This is a genomic window from Streptomyces sp. NPDC002076 (assembly GCF_053593835.1).
Window position 1 is genome coordinate 314881 of sequence record NZ_JBSFDI010000010.1, and the last position, 16258, is coordinate 331138.

The 16258-nt window shown below is 70.3% G+C and carries 12 protein-coding genes and 3 pseudogenes; 7 read left to right on the forward strand and 8 right to left on the reverse strand.

Features of this window, described 5'->3' with window-relative positions; genetic code table 11:
• Positions 1–4 precede the first annotated feature (4 nt).
• Complete coding sequence (locus ACWCQS_RS23075; protein WP_451006176.1) at positions 5–1696, forward strand: acetolactate synthase large subunit; 1692 nt, start codon at positions 5–7, stop codon at positions 1694–1696.
• A 115-nt stretch (positions 1697–1811) separates the two neighbouring features.
• Positions 1812–1922: pseudogene (locus ACWCQS_RS23080) on the forward strand (IS5/IS1182 family transposase); the annotation flags it as partial.
• A 256-nt stretch (positions 1923–2178) separates the two neighbouring features.
• Here the strand turns inward: ACWCQS_RS23080 and ACWCQS_RS23085 are convergent.
• The 7 genes from ACWCQS_RS23085 to ACWCQS_RS23115 form a co-directional block, all read right to left on the reverse strand.
• Entirely contained in the window at positions 2179–4236 is a 2058-nt protein-coding gene (locus tag ACWCQS_RS23085) for an acetoacetate--CoA ligase (RefSeq protein WP_451006177.1), read from the reverse strand.
• A complete protein-coding gene (locus ACWCQS_RS23090) occupies positions 4233–4856 on the reverse strand; it encodes an RBBP9/YdeN family alpha/beta hydrolase (RefSeq protein ID WP_451006178.1) in 624 nt (207 codons plus the stop codon). The genes ACWCQS_RS23085 and ACWCQS_RS23090 overlap by 4 nt, the downstream gene beginning before the upstream one ends.
• Complete coding sequence (locus ACWCQS_RS23095) at positions 4853–6199, reverse strand: MFS transporter (RefSeq protein ID WP_451006179.1); 1347 nt, start codon at positions 6197–6199, stop codon at positions 4853–4855. Before ACWCQS_RS23095 ends, ACWCQS_RS23090 begins: the two co-directional genes overlap by 4 nt.
• Positions 6200–6230: 31 nt before the next feature.
• Positions 6231–7148 carry a TauD/TfdA dioxygenase family protein gene (locus tag ACWCQS_RS23100; RefSeq protein ID WP_451006180.1) on the reverse strand — a complete coding sequence of 306 codons (918 nt, stop codon included), beginning with the start codon at positions 7146–7148 and terminating at the stop codon, positions 6231–6233.
• A gap of 38 nt (positions 7149–7186) precedes the next feature.
• Positions 7187–8161 (reverse strand): quinone oxidoreductase family protein, encoded by a 975-nt coding sequence (locus ACWCQS_RS23105; RefSeq protein ID WP_451006181.1) that lies wholly within the window; start codon positions 8159–8161, stop codon positions 7187–7189.
• 72 nt (positions 8162–8233) lie between these two features.
• Positions 8234–9292: a 3-keto-5-aminohexanoate cleavage protein gene (locus tag ACWCQS_RS23110; protein WP_451006182.1), complete on the reverse strand. Its 1059-nt coding sequence runs from the start codon at positions 9290–9292 to the stop codon at positions 8234–8236.
• Positions 9293–9593: 301 nt separating this feature from the next.
• Positions 9594–10616 (reverse strand): AraC family transcriptional regulator, encoded by a 1023-nt coding sequence (locus ACWCQS_RS23115; protein WP_451006183.1) that lies wholly within the window; start codon positions 10614–10616, stop codon positions 9594–9596.
• A gap of 187 nt (positions 10617–10803) precedes the next feature.
• On the opposite strand from ACWCQS_RS23115, the gene ACWCQS_RS23120 reads away from it, so the two are divergent.
• From ACWCQS_RS23120 to ACWCQS_RS23135, 4 genes and pseudogenes are all read left to right on the forward strand, one after another.
• Positions 10804–11913 (forward strand): TauD/TfdA family dioxygenase, encoded by a 1110-nt coding sequence (locus ACWCQS_RS23120; protein ID WP_451006184.1) that lies wholly within the window; start codon positions 10804–10806, stop codon positions 11911–11913.
• A gap of 46 nt (positions 11914–11959) precedes the next feature.
• Positions 11960–12241: an AMP-binding protein gene (locus tag ACWCQS_RS23125; RefSeq protein WP_451006185.1), complete on the forward strand. Its 282-nt coding sequence runs from the start codon at positions 11960–11962 to the stop codon at positions 12239–12241.
• Positions 12238–13227 (forward strand): annotated as a pseudogene (locus ACWCQS_RS23130) (AMP-binding protein); the annotation flags it as partial. The gene ACWCQS_RS23125 and the pseudogene ACWCQS_RS23130, both read left to right, overlap by 4 nt.
• A 160-nt stretch (positions 13228–13387) precedes the next feature.
• Positions 13388–13660: pseudogene (locus tag ACWCQS_RS23135) on the forward strand (ATP-binding protein); the annotation flags it as partial.
• Positions 13661–13916: 256 nt separating this feature from the next.
• Here the strand turns inward: ACWCQS_RS23135 and ACWCQS_RS23140 are convergent.
• A complete protein-coding gene (locus ACWCQS_RS23140; protein WP_451006186.1) occupies positions 13917–14906 on the reverse strand; it encodes a LysR substrate-binding domain-containing protein in 990 nt (329 codons plus the stop codon).
• A gap of 71 nt (positions 14907–14977) precedes the next feature.
• Between ACWCQS_RS23140 and ACWCQS_RS23145 the strand changes: the two genes are divergently transcribed.
• Entirely contained in the window at positions 14978–16105 is a 1128-nt protein-coding gene (locus ACWCQS_RS23145) for a YeiH family protein (RefSeq protein WP_451006187.1), read from the forward strand.
• The last annotated feature ends 153 nt before the right edge of the window (positions 16106–16258 follow it).

The following is a 16258-nucleotide window of genomic DNA, read 5'->3' on the forward strand; positions in this document are numbered from 1 at the left end:
CCTCATGAGCACCGAAGGCGCGACCAAGTCGCGGACCACGGCAGCAGCGGACGACGTCGCACACCTGCTGGTTCGCTGTCTGCGAGCCGAAGGCGTCGAGTACGTCTTCGGGATCCCCGGCGAGGAGAACATCCGCTTCGTCGACGCCCTGAGTGGCTCCGGGATCCGGTACATCCTTGTGCGCCACGAGCAGGCCGCCTCGTTCATGGCCGAGATCTACGGACGGCTGACCGGCCGGGCCGGGGTGTGTTCGGCGACTCTGGGCCCCGGCGCGATCAACCTGCTGCTCGGCACCGCCGATGCCATGACCAACAGCGCACCGATGGTGGCCCTTGCCGCCCAGGGCTCGCTGCGCCGCACCCACAAGGAGTCGCATCAAGTCATCGATCTGGTATCGATGTTCGCCCCCGTCACTCAGTGGGCAGCCCGCGTGGACTGCCCTGACGCGGTGCCGGAGATGACACGCAAGGCTTTCAAGATCGCGCAGAGCGAGCGCCCCGGTGCCGTGTTCCTGGCCGTGCCCGAGGACATCGAGGCGGAGCGGCCCGCCGAGCATGTGGCGCCCCTGCAGATCGACACAGTGCACGCCGACGCGCCGTCACTCACGCAGATCGCGCGGGCGGTCGAGGTGCTCACCACGGCACGGCGTCCTGTCGTGCTGGCAGGCCACGGCGCCGCGAGAGCTCGGGCCTCGGACGCTCTCGTGCGGTTCGCCGAACGACTGAACATCCCGGTCGCGACCACCTTCCACGGCAAAGGCGTCTTCCCCGACGACCATCCGAACGCCCTCGGCGCGGTCGGCTTCATGCGCCACGACTACAGCAACTTCGGCTTCGACGCCGCCGACGTGGTGATCTGCGTCGGCTACGAGATCCAGGAATTCGACCCCACCAAGATCAACCCGAACGGCGACAAGCGCATCGTGCACGTACACCGCTTCCCCTCCGAGGTGGACGCACATTACCCGGTCGCAGTGGGCATCGAGGGCGACCTGTCGCAGGCGCTGGACGCACTCGCTTCGGCACTGCCCGAACGGTTCACCTACGACTCGGAAAGCAGCGTGAAGATCCGTACGCTGCTCGACGACGAACTCGCGTACGGGCGTGACAACGATGCGTTCCCGCTGGTGCCCCAGCGTGTGGTGAGCGATGTCCGGACCGCCCTGGACCGCCACGACATCGTGCTCGCCGACACCGGCGCCGGGAAGATGTGGATGTCCCGCCTCTACCCCACCTACGAACCGGACACCTGCCTGGTCTCCAACGGCTTGTCCACCATGGGCTTCGCACTGCCGGGCGCCATCGCCGCCAAACTGGCCCGACCCGACCGGCGCGTCCTGGCCATGATGGGCGACGGCTCCTTCCTGATGAACTCCCAGGAACTCGAGACCGCCGTCCGCGAACACATCCCCCTGATCGTCCTCGTCCTGGTGGACGAGGAATACGGGCTGATCACCTGGAAGATGGAACTCGAACTCGGCCGCCACAGCCACACCCGCTTCACCAACCCGGACCTGGTCGCCTACGCCGAAAGCTTCGGCGCACACGGCTACCAGGTCGAGTCCGCCGACCAGCTGCTGCCCGCCCTGCGCCGCGCCCTCGACGACGAAGGCGTCTCCGTGATCGCCTGCCCCGTCGACTACACCGAGAACCTGCGCCTGACCGACCGACTCGGCAGCCTCAGCGGACCGTTCTGACCCACGACCCAGGTCCTCGGCACTGGAGCCGTCCACCTGCTGGAAGCACGAGAGGCCACAGCAGGCAGGTGACAACGGCTGGCGCAATGAGGCGGATGAACGCTGATCGCCGTGTCTGAGGCGGGAGTTGAGCATCCGGTTTGATGCGTCGTCGCCGTGGATGCGTCATGAGCCGTGGGACAGCCTCGAGCCGCTGCTGGCGCAGCGTGAGCGGCGCTTTCGCTACTCGAACACGACCTTCGTAACAGGGCGCCGGGCGGCGCAGCAGGCCCCTGCCACGGGTGCAGGTCAGCAAGCCGGACACCGTCCGACCCGGTGCTGACCCTTTGCTGACCCATAGGCGGCGATCAGAACCCTGACCTGCGGAAACACCCAACCGCTAGATCGGTGTTCGAGGACTCACACTGACCCGTTGCTGACTCAAACGGAGATCCACAGGCCCCTCCTCCACCCGCCCAAGCCATCCCCTGCCGGAACGCAGCTCAGCGCGCTCGTCGCAGCGGTGCTGCTTCCTCACGGGGATGGCCGCTCTGCCCTTCCGCGGTCATGCCGTTACCGGTCCCATTCGTCCGGCCTCCGAATTCTGCGAACCAGTTCAGCATGTGGCCATCGGTAACGGCGCCGGAACCGGTGACGTCGCACACGCGCGCGCCCTGCAGAATCCGTTTGACCGGCACCTCGAGCTTCTTCCCGGTCAGCGTGCGGGGCAGCACGGGCACCCGTACGATCACGTCGGGCACATGGCGCGGGGACAACTGCTGTTTGATGGCCGCCGTGATCCGCTCCATCAGACGGACGTCGGTTTCCTCGCCATCCTCCGTCACGACGAACATGGGCATGAAGTAGCCGCCGTCGGCCTGTTCCACACCCACGACCAGGCTGTCCCGGATACCGGGCAGTTGCTCCACCACCGCATAGATGTCGGCCGAACCCATCCGCACCCCCAGGCGATTGAGCGTGGAGTCGGAGCGGCCGGACACGACGACCGACAGGTCCGTCTCCATGGTCACCCAGTCGCCGTGCCGCCACACGCCCGGATAGGTGTCGAAGTAGGTGGCGTGGTAGCGCACCTCACCTGGGTCGTCGACGAAGCGCAGTGGCATGGACGGCAGCGGAGCGGTCACGACCAGCTCTCCCTGCTCGCTGGTCAGAGGCCGTCCCGTCTCGTCCCACGCGGCCAGCGCCACGCCCAGCGCAGGGCACTGAATGCGGTCTGCCCGCACTGGGAGTAGAGGGGAACCGCCCGCGAGCACGGAGCAGAGGTCGGTTCCACCGCAGATCGACTGCAGCCATACACCGGGGGTGAGCCGGTCGTGGACCCACCGCCAGGTGCTCGGCGCCATGGCCGACCCTGTCTGCAGCACCGAGCGCACGGCGCCGAGCTCAAGCTCGGCGGCCGGATGCAGACCCGACTTCTCCACGGCCGCGAGATAGGCCGCACCCACCCCGACCATCGTCGCCCCGGTCCGTTCGGCGACACGCCAGGCGCCGGCGGCGTCGGGAAACGTGGGGCTGCCGTCGTAGAGGACGATCGTGCTGCCGTGCAACAGGCCGGCGACCAGGAAGTTCCACACCATCCAGCTCGTGGAGGTGACGAACATGTACCGGTCCTCAGGGCGCAGGTCCGCACCGAGCCCCAGAGCCTTCAGCAGTTCCACGACGATGCCGCCATGGCCCTGCACGATCCCTTTGGGGACACCGGTGGTGCCCGACGACCAGAGAATCCACAGCGGGTGGTCGAAAGGTACGTCGGCGAATTCCGGTGCCCGGTCGGTGGGCGGCAGTGCGGACCAGGCGTGCACGGTGACGCCTGACCGTACGAACCATGTGTCCGTCTGCGGTGGGAAGAGGTTGGAGACGGCCAGGACGTGGCGGACGGTCGGCAGCCCGTCCAGGAGTTCGGTGACCGTGGAGCGTCGGTCATGTCCCCGGCCTCCGTGGCGGTAGCCGTCCGCGGCGACGAGGACCGTCGGCCGGGCCTGCCTCAGCCGGGCGAGCACGCTGGGGGTGCCGAAGTCGGGTGAGCAGGCCGTCCACACGGCGCCGATCGCCGCGGAGGCCAGGAGTGCCACCACCGCCTGCGGCAGGTTGGTGAGGTACCCGGCTACGCAGTCGCCGGGCTTCACGCCCATGCGCCGGAGGGCGGCCGACACGTCGGCGACCTGCCGCCGCAGCTCGGCCCACGACGTCTCGACGGGTTCCCCGCCCTCGGTCACGCTCACCAGAGCCGGACGCGCGTCGGTGGCCTGGGCCAGGCACCGTTCGGCGAAGTTCAGCCGGGCGCCGGTGAACCAGCGGGCACCCGGCATGGTGGCATCACCCAGCACCTCGTCGTACCCGGTGACGGCGTCCAGTCCGTAGTACTCCCACACCGCCGACCAGAAGCCGGTCAGATCGGTGGAGCTCCACCGCCACAGCTCGGCGTAGTCGGCGAAGCTCAGACCGCGGGTCTCCTCCAGCCATTCCATGAACACCGCGACATTGGAGTCGTCCAGCTCCCGGCGTCCCGGTGTCCACAGCAGTTCGGCGTCCGGGCTCATGGGTGTCCTCCGGTGGGTGTCGCCGCGACCGGTGCGCTTCCGGTGCCGGACTCCAGCGTGCGGATCAGGTCCTCCGCCTGCGGCCACTCGCCGTATCCCGAGGCCGGGTTGAGGTGGCCGACCGCGCCCAGCTCCAGGAGGCGGCTGCCCCAGCTGCGGGCCAGTTCGGCGACGCGCTCCGGAGCACCGAGCGGGTCGTCGGCGCTGGCGGCGACGATGCTGGGGAAGGGCAGCGGCGCGCGGGGCACCGGGGTCCAGCCGTGGTCCGCCAGTTCGGCGGGGGTGGGGTAGCCGTCCGGCAGCGGTGTTTCGAGGTCCGCCGGCGTGGCGAGCAGCGCGCCGCGTACGTCGGCTCGGTGGCGGCGGGCCCAGTGCACCGTGGTGATGACTCCGGCGCTGTGGGCGACCAGCAGGACCGGTCCGTCCAGGCTCGTCAGCGTCGCGGCCAGGTTGCCGACTTGGGCGTCCAGACTGAGTCGGTTCCCCTCCACCGGGGGAACGGCGCGGACGGCGCGGCCGGCCTCGGCGAGGCGTCCGGCGAGCACGGTCTGCCAGTGGTCCGTGACGTGGTCGCGCAGTCCGGGGACGATGACCACGGTGGGTTCCGCGGTGGCGGTCATGAGGGAATCTCCGAGGGCTGCTTGGGTTCGGCCTTCGTGGTGAGGTCGGCGAGGCGGATCAGGTCGCGTTCGTACCAGTGCCTGCCGACCAGGAAGGCCAGCGTGGCCGCGACCGCGACGAGGGGCACGATGCGCAGGGCGCCCAGCAGGCCGAAGCGGTCCGCGAGCGCGCCCGTGACCGCGGGGCCGGGGGCCAGTCCGAGCAGGCTGTTGGCCAGGGTGAGGGTGGCGAACGCGGTGGCCGCGATGGAGGCAGGGGTCAGGTTGGCCACCATGGCCGCCGCGGGCCCGGCGGAGCCGGCCGACAGCAGGCAGCCGATGGCCAGAGCAAGCAACTGGGCCGGGCCGGTGGCAAGTTGGAAGGCGAGGGTGAGCAGGAGGAGCGCGCCGACGCTGCAGCCGGCCGCGACGGCCCATTTGCGGATGGGGGCGGTGGAGCTGATGCGGTCGGAGGCCACACCCCCGAAAATCATCCCCACTCCGATGATCATGGCGAAGGCGCCGGCAGCGCCGCCCGCCTTGGCCGGTGCCATGTGGTAATAGCGGTTGAAGAAGCTCGGCAGCCAGGACAACAGCGCGCCGGCGATGAACAGTTGCAGGCCACTGCCGACATAGGCGCTGATGACGGAGACGGACGAGAAGAGGCGGGGCAGGTGAGTGCGCAGCCGCCCGCGTGCTTCGGCGCCGTTCTCGCCGCCGGAGGGGCGTCCATGTGGCGCCAGTCTGCTCTCCTTGACCACGACCGCGTACACGGTGGCGAGCGCCAGGCCGAAGATCCCCATCGCGGCGAACGCCCAGCGCCAGCCGGCCGCCTGGGCCACGGCGCCGCCGACGGCGACGCCGAGCACCGAGCCGAAGGCGCCGCCGGCGATGAATGCGCCGGAGAGGGTGGCCCGCAGGGTGACCGGGAAGATGCTGAGGACCACGGCGATGCCCACACTGCCGTACGCCGCCTCGCCGATGCCGACGAAGAGACGGCCGACGAACATCTCGCCGTAGCTCGCCGATACGGCGCAGCCCAGGGTGGCCAGGCTCCACAGGGTGGCGGCGACCAGCAGACTGCGGACCCTTCCCCACCGGTCGGCCATGAGGGACATGGGGAAGGTGAGCACGCCGACCGCCAGGGCGACGATGCCGCTGAGCGAGCCCAGGGCGGCGTCGGACAGCAGCCATTCGGCCTTCAGCATCGGGAAGACGGCGTTGAGGACCTGGCGGGACATGTAGTCGGACAGCAGCAGGCCGAAGCCAAGTGCGAAGACCGTCCAGGCATAGCCTTTGGACACCGGCCAGGCCGACGCGGACGCGGCCCCGGCCGTGGACTGCGCAGTGGTGTGAAACTCCATTGTCATCACCTCGACTGCTTGGAAGGGAAGGTCAGAACGGTCTGTCGCCGACGATTCCGGCGCGCTCCATCTTGCGGACGGCGGGCCAGTAGTCCTGGACGGCGTAGTGCTGGGTGGAGCGGTTGTCCCAGATGGCCACGCTGCCCGGGCTCCAGCGCCAGCGCACCTGGTACTCGGGGATCGCGGCCTGGCTGATCAGGTAGGTGAGCAGCTGACTCGCGCCCGGAGCGAAGTCCTGGCCGAAACGCACGTTCTCGGGCGTGTGGTAGTTGACGAAGTGCGTCGTGAACGCGTTGACGAAGAGGATCTGCTCGCCCGTCTCGGGGTGGGTGCGCACGACCGGGTGCTCGGCGTCCGGGAACCGCTCCTTCAGCGCGTGACGCTGTTCCTCGGGCATGACGGCACCGAAGGTGGCCTCGATGCTGTGCCGGGCGCGCAACCCCGGGATCCGCGTCTTGATGTGGTCGGGCAGCCGACGGTAAGCCTCGACCATGTTGACCCAGATGGTGTCGCCGCCGACCGGGGGCGATTCGACGCAGCGCAGCACGGCGCCCATCGAAGGGTTCACCCGCCAGGTGCCGTCCGTGTGCAGGGCGTTCTCGTAGTGCTCCGGGGGGCTGTCCAGGTCCTTGTAGATCCGGACCAGTCCGGGGTGGTCGGGGTCGCTGCCGGCGACCGGGTGATCCTCCAACGGGCCGAAGCGCGAGGCGAACGCGACGTGGTCGGCACGGGAGAGGTCCTGGTCCCGCAGGAACAAGACCTTGTACTCCAGCAGCAGGCTCTTGATCTCGGCGAACAGATCGTCGTCACGGGCCGCGTCGGCGAGGCTCACGCCACGGAGCTCGGCTCCGATGGTGCAGGTCAGCGGCTCGGCCGTGACGGAGGTGCGGCGTGCGCTCGGGCGGACCAGGGCCGGGGCCCGCCGCGAGGACGAGAAGGTGTCTGGCATGAGTGCTCACTCCCTGGGGTGGAACGGGGTGCGCCTTGTCACAGGACGAAGACGGAGGACCCGGTGGTCCGGCCGGCTTCCAGGTCGCGGTGTGCCTGCTCCGCGTCCTCGAGGGCGTAGCGCTGATTGATTTCGATCTCGATGCGCCCGGCGGCGACGTGCTCGAACAGCTCGCCGGCCAGCGCGGCGCGCTCGGCGGGGTCCGCGATGTAGTCGGCCAGGGCAGGACGGGTAACGAACACCGAGCCCCGCAAGGCGAGTTGCATCGCGTCGATCGGCGGCACGGGGCCCGAGGCGGTGCCGAAGCACACGAGCAGCCCCCGGCGGGCCAGTGAGGCCAGAGAGCCCGCGAAGGTGTCCTTGCCGACGCTGTCGAACACGACCGGGACGCCCGCGCCGTCGGTCAGCTCGCGGACCCGGTCGGACACGTCCTCGTTGCGGTAGCGGATGACGTGCCCGCATCCGTGTGCCCGGGCGATGTCAGCCTTCGCCTCACTGGACACCGTTCCGATCACACGGATGCCGAGCAGCGCGGCCCACTGGCACACGATCAGGCCGACCCCGCCCGCCGCGGCGTGCAGCAGCACGGTGTCGCCGCGCTTCAGGGGGTGGATCCTGCGCAGCAGATAGGCCGCGGTCAGGCCGCGCATGGTCATCGCGGCCGCCGTCTCGCAGCTGATCTCGGGGGGCAGCTTGATCAGGTGGGAGGCGGGCATGACCCGCTCCGTGCTGTAGGCACCGAGCGGACTTCCGGTGTAAGTGACCCGGTCGCCCTCGGCGATGTCGGTGACGCCTTCGCCCAGCGCCTCCACCACGCCGGCGGCCTCGACGCCGATGCCGTCGGGCAGCCGGACCGGGTAGAGCCCGCTGCGGAAGTAGGTGTCGGCGAAGTTGAGTCCGACGGCTTCGTGCCGGATGCGTACCTCGCCGGGGCCGGGGTCGCCGACGGTGACCTCCTCCCACTTCAGGACGTCGGGGCCACCGGTTTCGTAGAAGCGGACGGCGTGTGCCACAGAGTGCTCCGAAGGATTCGCGCGGGTGGGTGTGGCCTGCGTGCGGGACCGGCCCTGCACGCCGGACGTGGATCAGGCCGGGGCGTCGCGCAGCATGAAGCCGCGCTGTCCCGGGCGGCGGTTGGGCACCATGCCGAGCCGGGCGAGGGTCTCGTCGGCGTCCGCGTAGTACTCGCCGAGCTGGTAGATCCGCTTGGCGTCCATGCCGGTGGCGATCTCGCGGCCGAGCGCCTCGGAGATCTTCACCATCTGCTCGACCTGGGCCACGGAGGACATCGGCTCGCCCTTGGCGCGCCAGAGGTTGTCCTCGTTGCCGACGCGCACGTGCTGGCCGAGGGCGATGGCGACGGCGTTCATGGGGGCCACGGCGCGCATGGAGCTCTCGATGGTCAGGACGGCGCCGTCCGGCACGCGGCGGATGAACTCGATCAGGTCGGCGGGGTGCCGGCCGGCGAAGCCACCACCGATGGCCACGTAGTTGAGGATCAGCGGTCCGGTGTAGACGCCCGCGCGGATCAGCCGCTCAACGGTCTCCAACTGGGCCAGGTGAGCGAGCTGGAAGTGGGGCTGAATGCCGTTCGCGTGCAGGCGCTTGAGGTGCTCGAGGTAGAACTCCGGACCGGCCTCGACGACCATGTCGCGGTAGGCCCGGTAGTAGTCCGGCTTCGCGATCGACGTGCCCTGGAGGTCGTCGTCGTTCATGATCTCGACGATGTTCATCTGGCTGGTGTTGATCGCGATCGTCACCTGGTCCGGCGCCGGGGTGAGTTCGGCCAGCAGGTGGCGGGTGTCGTAGGCGAGCCACTTGGCGTCGCCGCCCTCGCCCTCGGGGGCGAAGGAGATCGACCCGCCGATCTGGAGCACCATGTCCGGCACGGCCTCACGCAGCCGCCCGAGCAGTTCGTTGAACATGGACATCCGCTTGGAGCCCTTGCCGTCGAGCTCGCGGACGTGGATGTGGAGCACCGTCGCGCCGGCGTTGTAGCAGTCGACGGCCGCCTGGACGTGCTCGTCCATGGTCAGGGGCAGGTCGTCCGCGTCCCCGGGAAGCCACTCGGGGCCGTACGGCGCTGCCTGGATCACCAGCTTCTCCTGGTTCTCCGGGAAGAGTGAGTCGTCGTGGAAATGCACGGGGCTTCTCCTTGGCGTAGGGAAGATCGCGTTGCGGAGCAGACAGTGGACGCGACAACAGGGCCAGTGGCAGCGGACGTCCGGGCCGGCCACAACTCACCCAGTGGTTGCGGGCCGGTCCGGAGGGAGTGCCCTCAGGGGAGCTGCAGAGCGCTCCCTCCGGAGGCCGACCGTCTGCGCGGTGGTGCCAAGGTAGGGCGGGCGGCACACAGCCGCTTTGCCTGTGGTGACAGGTGACTTGCCAATCGGGGACACACGGCCGGGACCACCCCGTGCCACTGACCGCGTGCGCCCCGCGGGCTCAGCTTCCGCCGGGCAATGCCGGACCGCCCCGGCTCTTGCGCCACTCCCGCGGACCGGTGCCGAAGTGCTCGTGGAACCAGCGGGAGAACGCACTCAGCGACGAGAACCCCAGCAGCGTGGAGACCTCGGTCAGGGAACGGTTGGGGTTGGCGACGAACTGCTCCGCGAGTGCCGTGCGGGTCGAATGGACCAGCGAGGAGAACGTCTCGCCGGAGCGGGCCAGATGACGGTGAACAGTGCGCCGGTCGACGCCGAGGCTGCGGGCAATCTGCTCGATGGAGCAGCGCCCGGTCGGCAGCAGCGCCTCGATGAGGTCGCGCACCCGGTCCGCCTCGGTTGCTTCCCTGGGGACCGCGATGGGCTCGAAGTACTGCCGGGTGTAGCTGCGCAACTGGGCGTCGGCCATGGCGTTGGGGGCGTTCAGGTCCTCGGCGTAGAAGACGATGCCGTTGAAGTCGCGGTCGAACTCCACCGAGGGCCCGAACAGACGACGATGGCTTGCGGTGTCGCGCGGCGCCGGGTGGGAGAAGCAGACCGACGAGGGGCGCCAGTGCGGGCCGAGGAAGCCGCTCAGCACGCGGTGGAAGGCGCCCACGGCGAGTTCCGTGCCCTGCCGGGCCGGCCGCGGCTCGCCGAGCCGGAGATCCACCTTCAGCGTGGCCACCCCGTTGCCTTCCGTGAGCCGGGCGTGCAGAACCTCGTTGTAGGTGTGCTGGTGGCGGATCAGCAGAGCCAACGCACTGCGGACGTCGGGCTCTTCACGAACGAGCAGGCTGATGGGTCCGAGGTTGGAGAAGCGTCGCCGCTCGGTCAGCAGCAGACCGAAGTCCTCGCGCCCGGACGCGGCGGCCGACAGCTCCAGCAGTCCCACCACCGCCGTGCCGGAGATCCACCGGTCCTGCACGGCCAGGTCCGCGGTGTCCAGGCCGACGCCCTTCATCAGCGCACGGGGGTCGAGGCCCAGGGATCGGCTCAGCTCGACGTAGCCGTTCAGCGCGGCGGTGCGGGCAAGGGGCCTCATGGGCACGCTCCAGGGGCAGCGGGTCCCCAGAAGTTAAGTTTCCCGTCCCCACACGTCAAGCATGGTGAGCGTGTGATTCGTAGCATCCCCGTGCAACGCGGCCCATCCGGCGGCGTGACGGCCGTCGCCCAGCCACGGGACCGCCGGAAAAGACCGCCCGACTCACCAGGACCTTGCGGAGGCGACCATGGCCGAAACCCCGGATGCGGCGACGGCGCCGGCCGAACCGTTCATGGGCCCCGCCCTGTGGTACGGACCCGATCTGGCGGGCAGCGACGACTGGGTCCTGACTCTGTCCGCCGAGACCCGTGAGGAACTGCGTACAGCGCTGGACACCGCCCGCGCTCGCGCCGCCACCCTGCTGCGGATGACCGTCGCCGACTTCCCGCTGTCCACGCTCGCCGCCGAGTTGGAGCGGGCCGCGAGAACGCTGTCCGAGGGGCGGGGCTTCCTTCTGGTCAAGGGCATCCCGGCGGATCTGCTCGGGGAGGCGGAGGCGAGCACCGTGCTGCGCGGCATCGGCCAGTACCTGGGCAGGCCCGTCCCACAGACCGCCGACGGCCGTACGCTCTGCCACATCGGGGACGCCTGCCCGACGCCGGACGGCCCGGCGCCGCCCGCGTACCTGACCCGGGCAGCGTTGCCGTTCCACACTGCCGAGGCGGACGTGCTCGGCCTGCTGTGCCTGCGGCCGGCTCGCTCGGGTGGCCGTACGCTGCTCGCCAGTGCAGCTGCCGTACACAACGCCGTGCTCGGCACCCGCCCGGATCTCGCCGGGCGCCTGTACCGCAACCACCTCTTCGACCGTCAGGAGGAACGGACATCCGACGAGGGGGCTTACCTGACCTCCCCGCTCGTCACCCGGCACGGCGACCGGCCCAGCATGCGCTACGACCGCGCCCGCCTGGACAACGCCGCACGCACGGCCCGCGACGGTGATCCGGACGGTACCCCGGCTGCTGACAGGGAGCTGTACGACCTCGTCGAGACGACGGCCGCTTCGCCCGCCGTCCGCCTCGAACTGGATCTCCAACCCGGTGACCTGCTGCTCATCGACAACCACGTGGTGCTGCACGCTCGCTCCGCGTACGAGGACTTCGAAGCCCCGGAGCGCAAACGCCACCTGCTGCGCCTGTGGCTGGCCCGCCATGACGACACCGACCTGGCCGGACGTGCTGCCGGCCGGCACTCCCGCCCCGATACACGCACCGGGGTCACCCCACGCGACGTCATCCGTCCCCGCACCCTGCGCAGGGCATACCGCGGCTGCGACTGTACGCCGTTGCGCACCCACTGAGACGATTCGAGGACACCACGGTCATGACCATTCTCGCCACGCGCTGGTGAACTCCGCCGCCGTGCGCGGACAGCACGTTGCCGTACGCCACGACGACACCACCCTGACGTACGAGCAGCTCGACGAGGCGAGTGCCCCTCTCGCCGCCGTCCTTCGCGACCGGGGTGTCCGGCCGGGCGACACGGTCACCATGATCATGCCCAACGTGCCGCTCTTCCCTGTCGTGTACTACGGCATCCTGCGGGCCGGCGGCGTGGTGGTGCCGGTGAATCCGCTGCTCAAGGCCGGAGAGGCGGCCTTCGTGCTGCGCGACTCGGGGCCCGGATGACGCTGGTCCATCCGGTGTGCGCGGGCGAGGTCGCGAAGGCGGCCGCCGAGACCGGAGCGGAGTGTCTGGTCACGGATCCCGACGCCGTCCAGACGCTGCTCCTCGATGCCAGGCCCATGGCAGGCGTCGTCGAGCGAGCCGACGACGACACCGCCCTGATCCTTTACACCTCGGGCACCACCGGCACTCCCAGGGGGGCCGAGCTGACCCACCGCAACCTGCTGACCAACACGGCCACCACCGCGGAGACCCTGCTTCTGCTCGGCCCGGAGGACGTCCTGTTCGGCGGACTGCCGCTGTTCCACGCCTTCGGGCAGACCTGCGCCATGAATGCCTCCGTGGCCGCAGGCGCGACACTGACCCTGCTGCCCCGGTTCGATGCGGGGAGGGCCCTGGAGGTCATGCACCGGGACCGAGTCACCGTCTTCCTCGGCGTGCCGACGATGTACTCCGCGCTCCTGCACGCCGAGCGGCCGGACGGATGCAAGACGCCCCGGCTCCGGCTCGCGGTCTCGGGTGGTGCCGCCCTGCCGGTCGAGGTGCTGCACGGCTTCGAGCGGACCTTCGGAGCGACCGTCCTGGAAGGCTACGGTCTGTCGGAGACCTCTCCGGTGACCGCCTTCAACCATCCTGACCGCCCGCGTAAGGCCGGCTCGATCGGCACACCCGTGCGGGGAGTCGAGATGAAACTCGTGGCGGACGACGGGACCACCGTGGAGCCCGGCACGGTCGGCGAGAGCGCCGTCCGCGGTGAGAACGTGATGAAGGGGTACTTCAACAACCCCGACGCCGGCGCCCACGCCCTCCGGGGCGGCTGGTTCCACACCGGCGACCTGGCACGCGTCGACGCGGACGGCTGCTACTGCATCGTCGACCGGAAGAACGACCTGATCATCCGGGGCGGCTACAACGTGTACCCGCGGGAGATCGAGGAGGTCCTGCACCCCGCGATCGCCGAGGCCGCGGTCGTGGGAGTTCCGGACCCGGTGCACGGCGAGGAAGTCGCTGCGGTCGTAGTGCTGAGGGCCGGCGAGGAGGCGACGCCGAAGGGATCCGCGACTACGTCAGGGAACGCGTTGCGGCCTACAAGTATCCGCGCGTCGTCACCCGCACTCCGACTGGAACGTGGGGGAAGAGGTCACCTCCAACACCGAACTCATCGTCACCGAACCGGTCACCAACGCGGTCCGCCACGGCAGCCCCCCACTGGAGTTGCGCCAGATTCTGGATCGCGTGCTGACGTGCGAAGTGAGCGACTCGAGCGCCACGGCACCGCACCTCCAGCATGCCCGCGCCACCGACGAGAGGGGGCGCGGACTCTTCATCGTCGCGCAGTTGGCGCAGACCTGAGGAGCCCGCTGTTCGGGCGACGGCAAGACCATCTGGACCGAGCAAACGCTCGAAGGAGCGCCTCGCTGACACCTCGCCCAGCCGAGACCCCGTGCCGTGAGTGCCGGGGTCGAGCTGATGCCGGCGAAGTCCGGCCGGCTTCGTCAGCCCATCTGCCCAACAGTCCGTAAGTCAACTGTGCGTCACACATGTCGGAGCCCATCGGAGACGTGCCCGTTCGTCGTCCTGCCACCAACGGTGACTGAGCAGTTGATCTTAACCTCCCGGGCACCCGCACCCGCTGCGGCGGGCACGGGCGAGGCAGGCACCGCCGTCCGGTCGGGCCCTATGGGTGGGCGGGCCTCTCGCCGGCGACCGCCCGGCGGGCCACCGTGACCAGTTCCGACGCCGGTCCCACCAGACGTCGCCCTGTCGGCCAGACCGCGCGCAGGTCGCGCGTCAGGTCGACTCCCGCGACGTCGACGCCGATCAGTCGGCCCTCGGCGATGTCCCCGCGGACGGCCAGCTCGCTCAGGACGGACGGCCCGGTGCCTGCGATCACCGCGCCGCGCACGGCGGCCGTCGAGCCGAGCTCCACCAGGGGCCGGACGCGTTCACAGCCGGCCAGGTGCAGGGCGCGGTCCAGGGTCTGCCGCGTACCCGAACCGCTCTCCCGCAGAACCAGCGGCGCACGGGACAGTTCCCGCGCCGACAGCGGCTCCCGTCGCCGCGCCCACGGGTGGGCGGGGTCGACCACGACGACGAGCCGGTCCTCGGCCACCTGCCGCGTGGACATCACACGGGACAGGCGTGGGCCCTCGATGAACCCGATGTCGGCCTCGCCCGCCTCGACCAGCTCGGGTACATGCTCGCTGTTGGTCACCTGCAGCCCGATGTACAGCTCCGGCCGGCGGCCGCGCAGCTCGCTGATCCAGGCCGGCAACAGGTACTCCGCGATGGTCAGACTCGCCGCAACGCGCAGCTCGGCCTCTCGCCGGTCGCGCAGCCGGCCGGCACCGGCAAGGAGTTCGTCCAGCTCGTCCAGGACCCGCCGGGCGTGTTGGGCGACGGCCTGCCCGGACGCCGTCAGCCGGGAGCCGCGGCGGGTCCGGTCAACGAGCACCAGTCCCAGCCCGCGTTCCAGCGTGGACAGCCGGCGGCTGGCGGACGGCTGGGAGATACCCAGCCGCTCGGCCGCCCGGCCCAGGCTGCCCAGGTCGGCCACGAGGACGAGGAGCCGCAGCGACTCCAGGTCGGGCGTGCGCAAGGGGAGGGAAACGGTTCGGGGATCCGGCACGGAGGGCTCTGTCACAGCGTCAGCGTATGAGGTCGTCATACGCCTGGGCTATGACCTCCTGCTCGATCAGGGGCTACAGGGCGAGCGCGGGGCTGACCAAAGTGGTGATCATGAAGGACGCCAGCCTCTCCCGGCCAGGGACCACCCACCAGACCCGCCTCGACACCGCCCGAAGGCCCGGCGCCGCTCTCGCAGCCCGGTTTCCCGGCGTCGCCTCCCGACTGCCAGGGCTCGCCGTCGCCGTCGGTGTCGCCCTGGTCGCGACCCTGCTCGGCCGGCTGGTCCCCGTCGTCGGCGCCCCGGTGAGCGGAATCGTGCTCGGCGTGCTGGTGGCGGTCGCGGTGCGGCCTGGGGAGCGGTTGCGACACGGCATCGCCTTCGCCGGGCGCGGAGTGCTCCAGGCAGCGGTGGTCGTACTGGGCGCCCAACTGTCACTGGGCCAGGTGCTGCGGGTCGGTGTCGGCTCGCTGCCGGTGATGATCGTGACCCTCACCGTCTGCCTGGCGGCGGCATACGGGATCGGCCGCCGCCTGGGTGTCGTCCGCGACCTGCGCACCCTGATCGGTGTGGGCACCGGCATCTGCGGCGCCTCCGCGATCGCCGCGGTCACGCCCGTCATCGGCGCGGCGGAGGCGGAGGTGGCCTACGCGGTCTCCACGATCTTCGTCTTCAACATCGCCGCGGTACTGACCTTCCCCGCCCTCGGCCATCTGCTGGGCATGGGCCAGCACACCTTCGGCCTGTTCGCCGGCACCGCGGTCAACGACATGTCGTCCGTGGTCGCCGCCGCCACCACCTACGGCGGCCCCGCGGCCGACTACGCGGTGGTGGTCAAGCTCGCCCGCACACTGCTCATCATCCCGATCTGCCTGGGCCTCGCCGCCCTCGCCCGCCGCCGCGCACGGACGGCGGACGCGCCGGCCGACGCCACCGAGGCAGGTTCCGGACGAAACGTTCCCGACCCGGTGCGCATCGGCCGGCTGGTGCCGTGGTTCCTCACCGGCTTCCTCGCGCTGGCGGCCATGAACACCGTCGGCCTCGTCCCAGCCGCCGCCCACGGCCCCCTCAGCGCACTCGCCGTCTTTCTGATCACGGTCGCCCTGTCCGCGATCGGCCTGTCCACCGAACCCTCCCGGCTGCGCCGAACCGGCCCCGCACCCCTGCTGCTCGGCGGCTGCCTGTGGCTCGTGGTGTCCGCCACCAGCCTCGGCGTCCAGTTCCTGACCCGGTACCTGTGACCGTCGGACCGAGCGAGCAGAGGAGCTCGCCCGACCACCGCCGTACACCGCCGTTCCCGGCCAGGGCAGCAGCATCGGCATGCCGGCGTCTGTTGCGGACGGCTTCTCTCCGCAGGCTTCCGCGTCGGTCCGAGTGATCGGTATCGCGTTCCC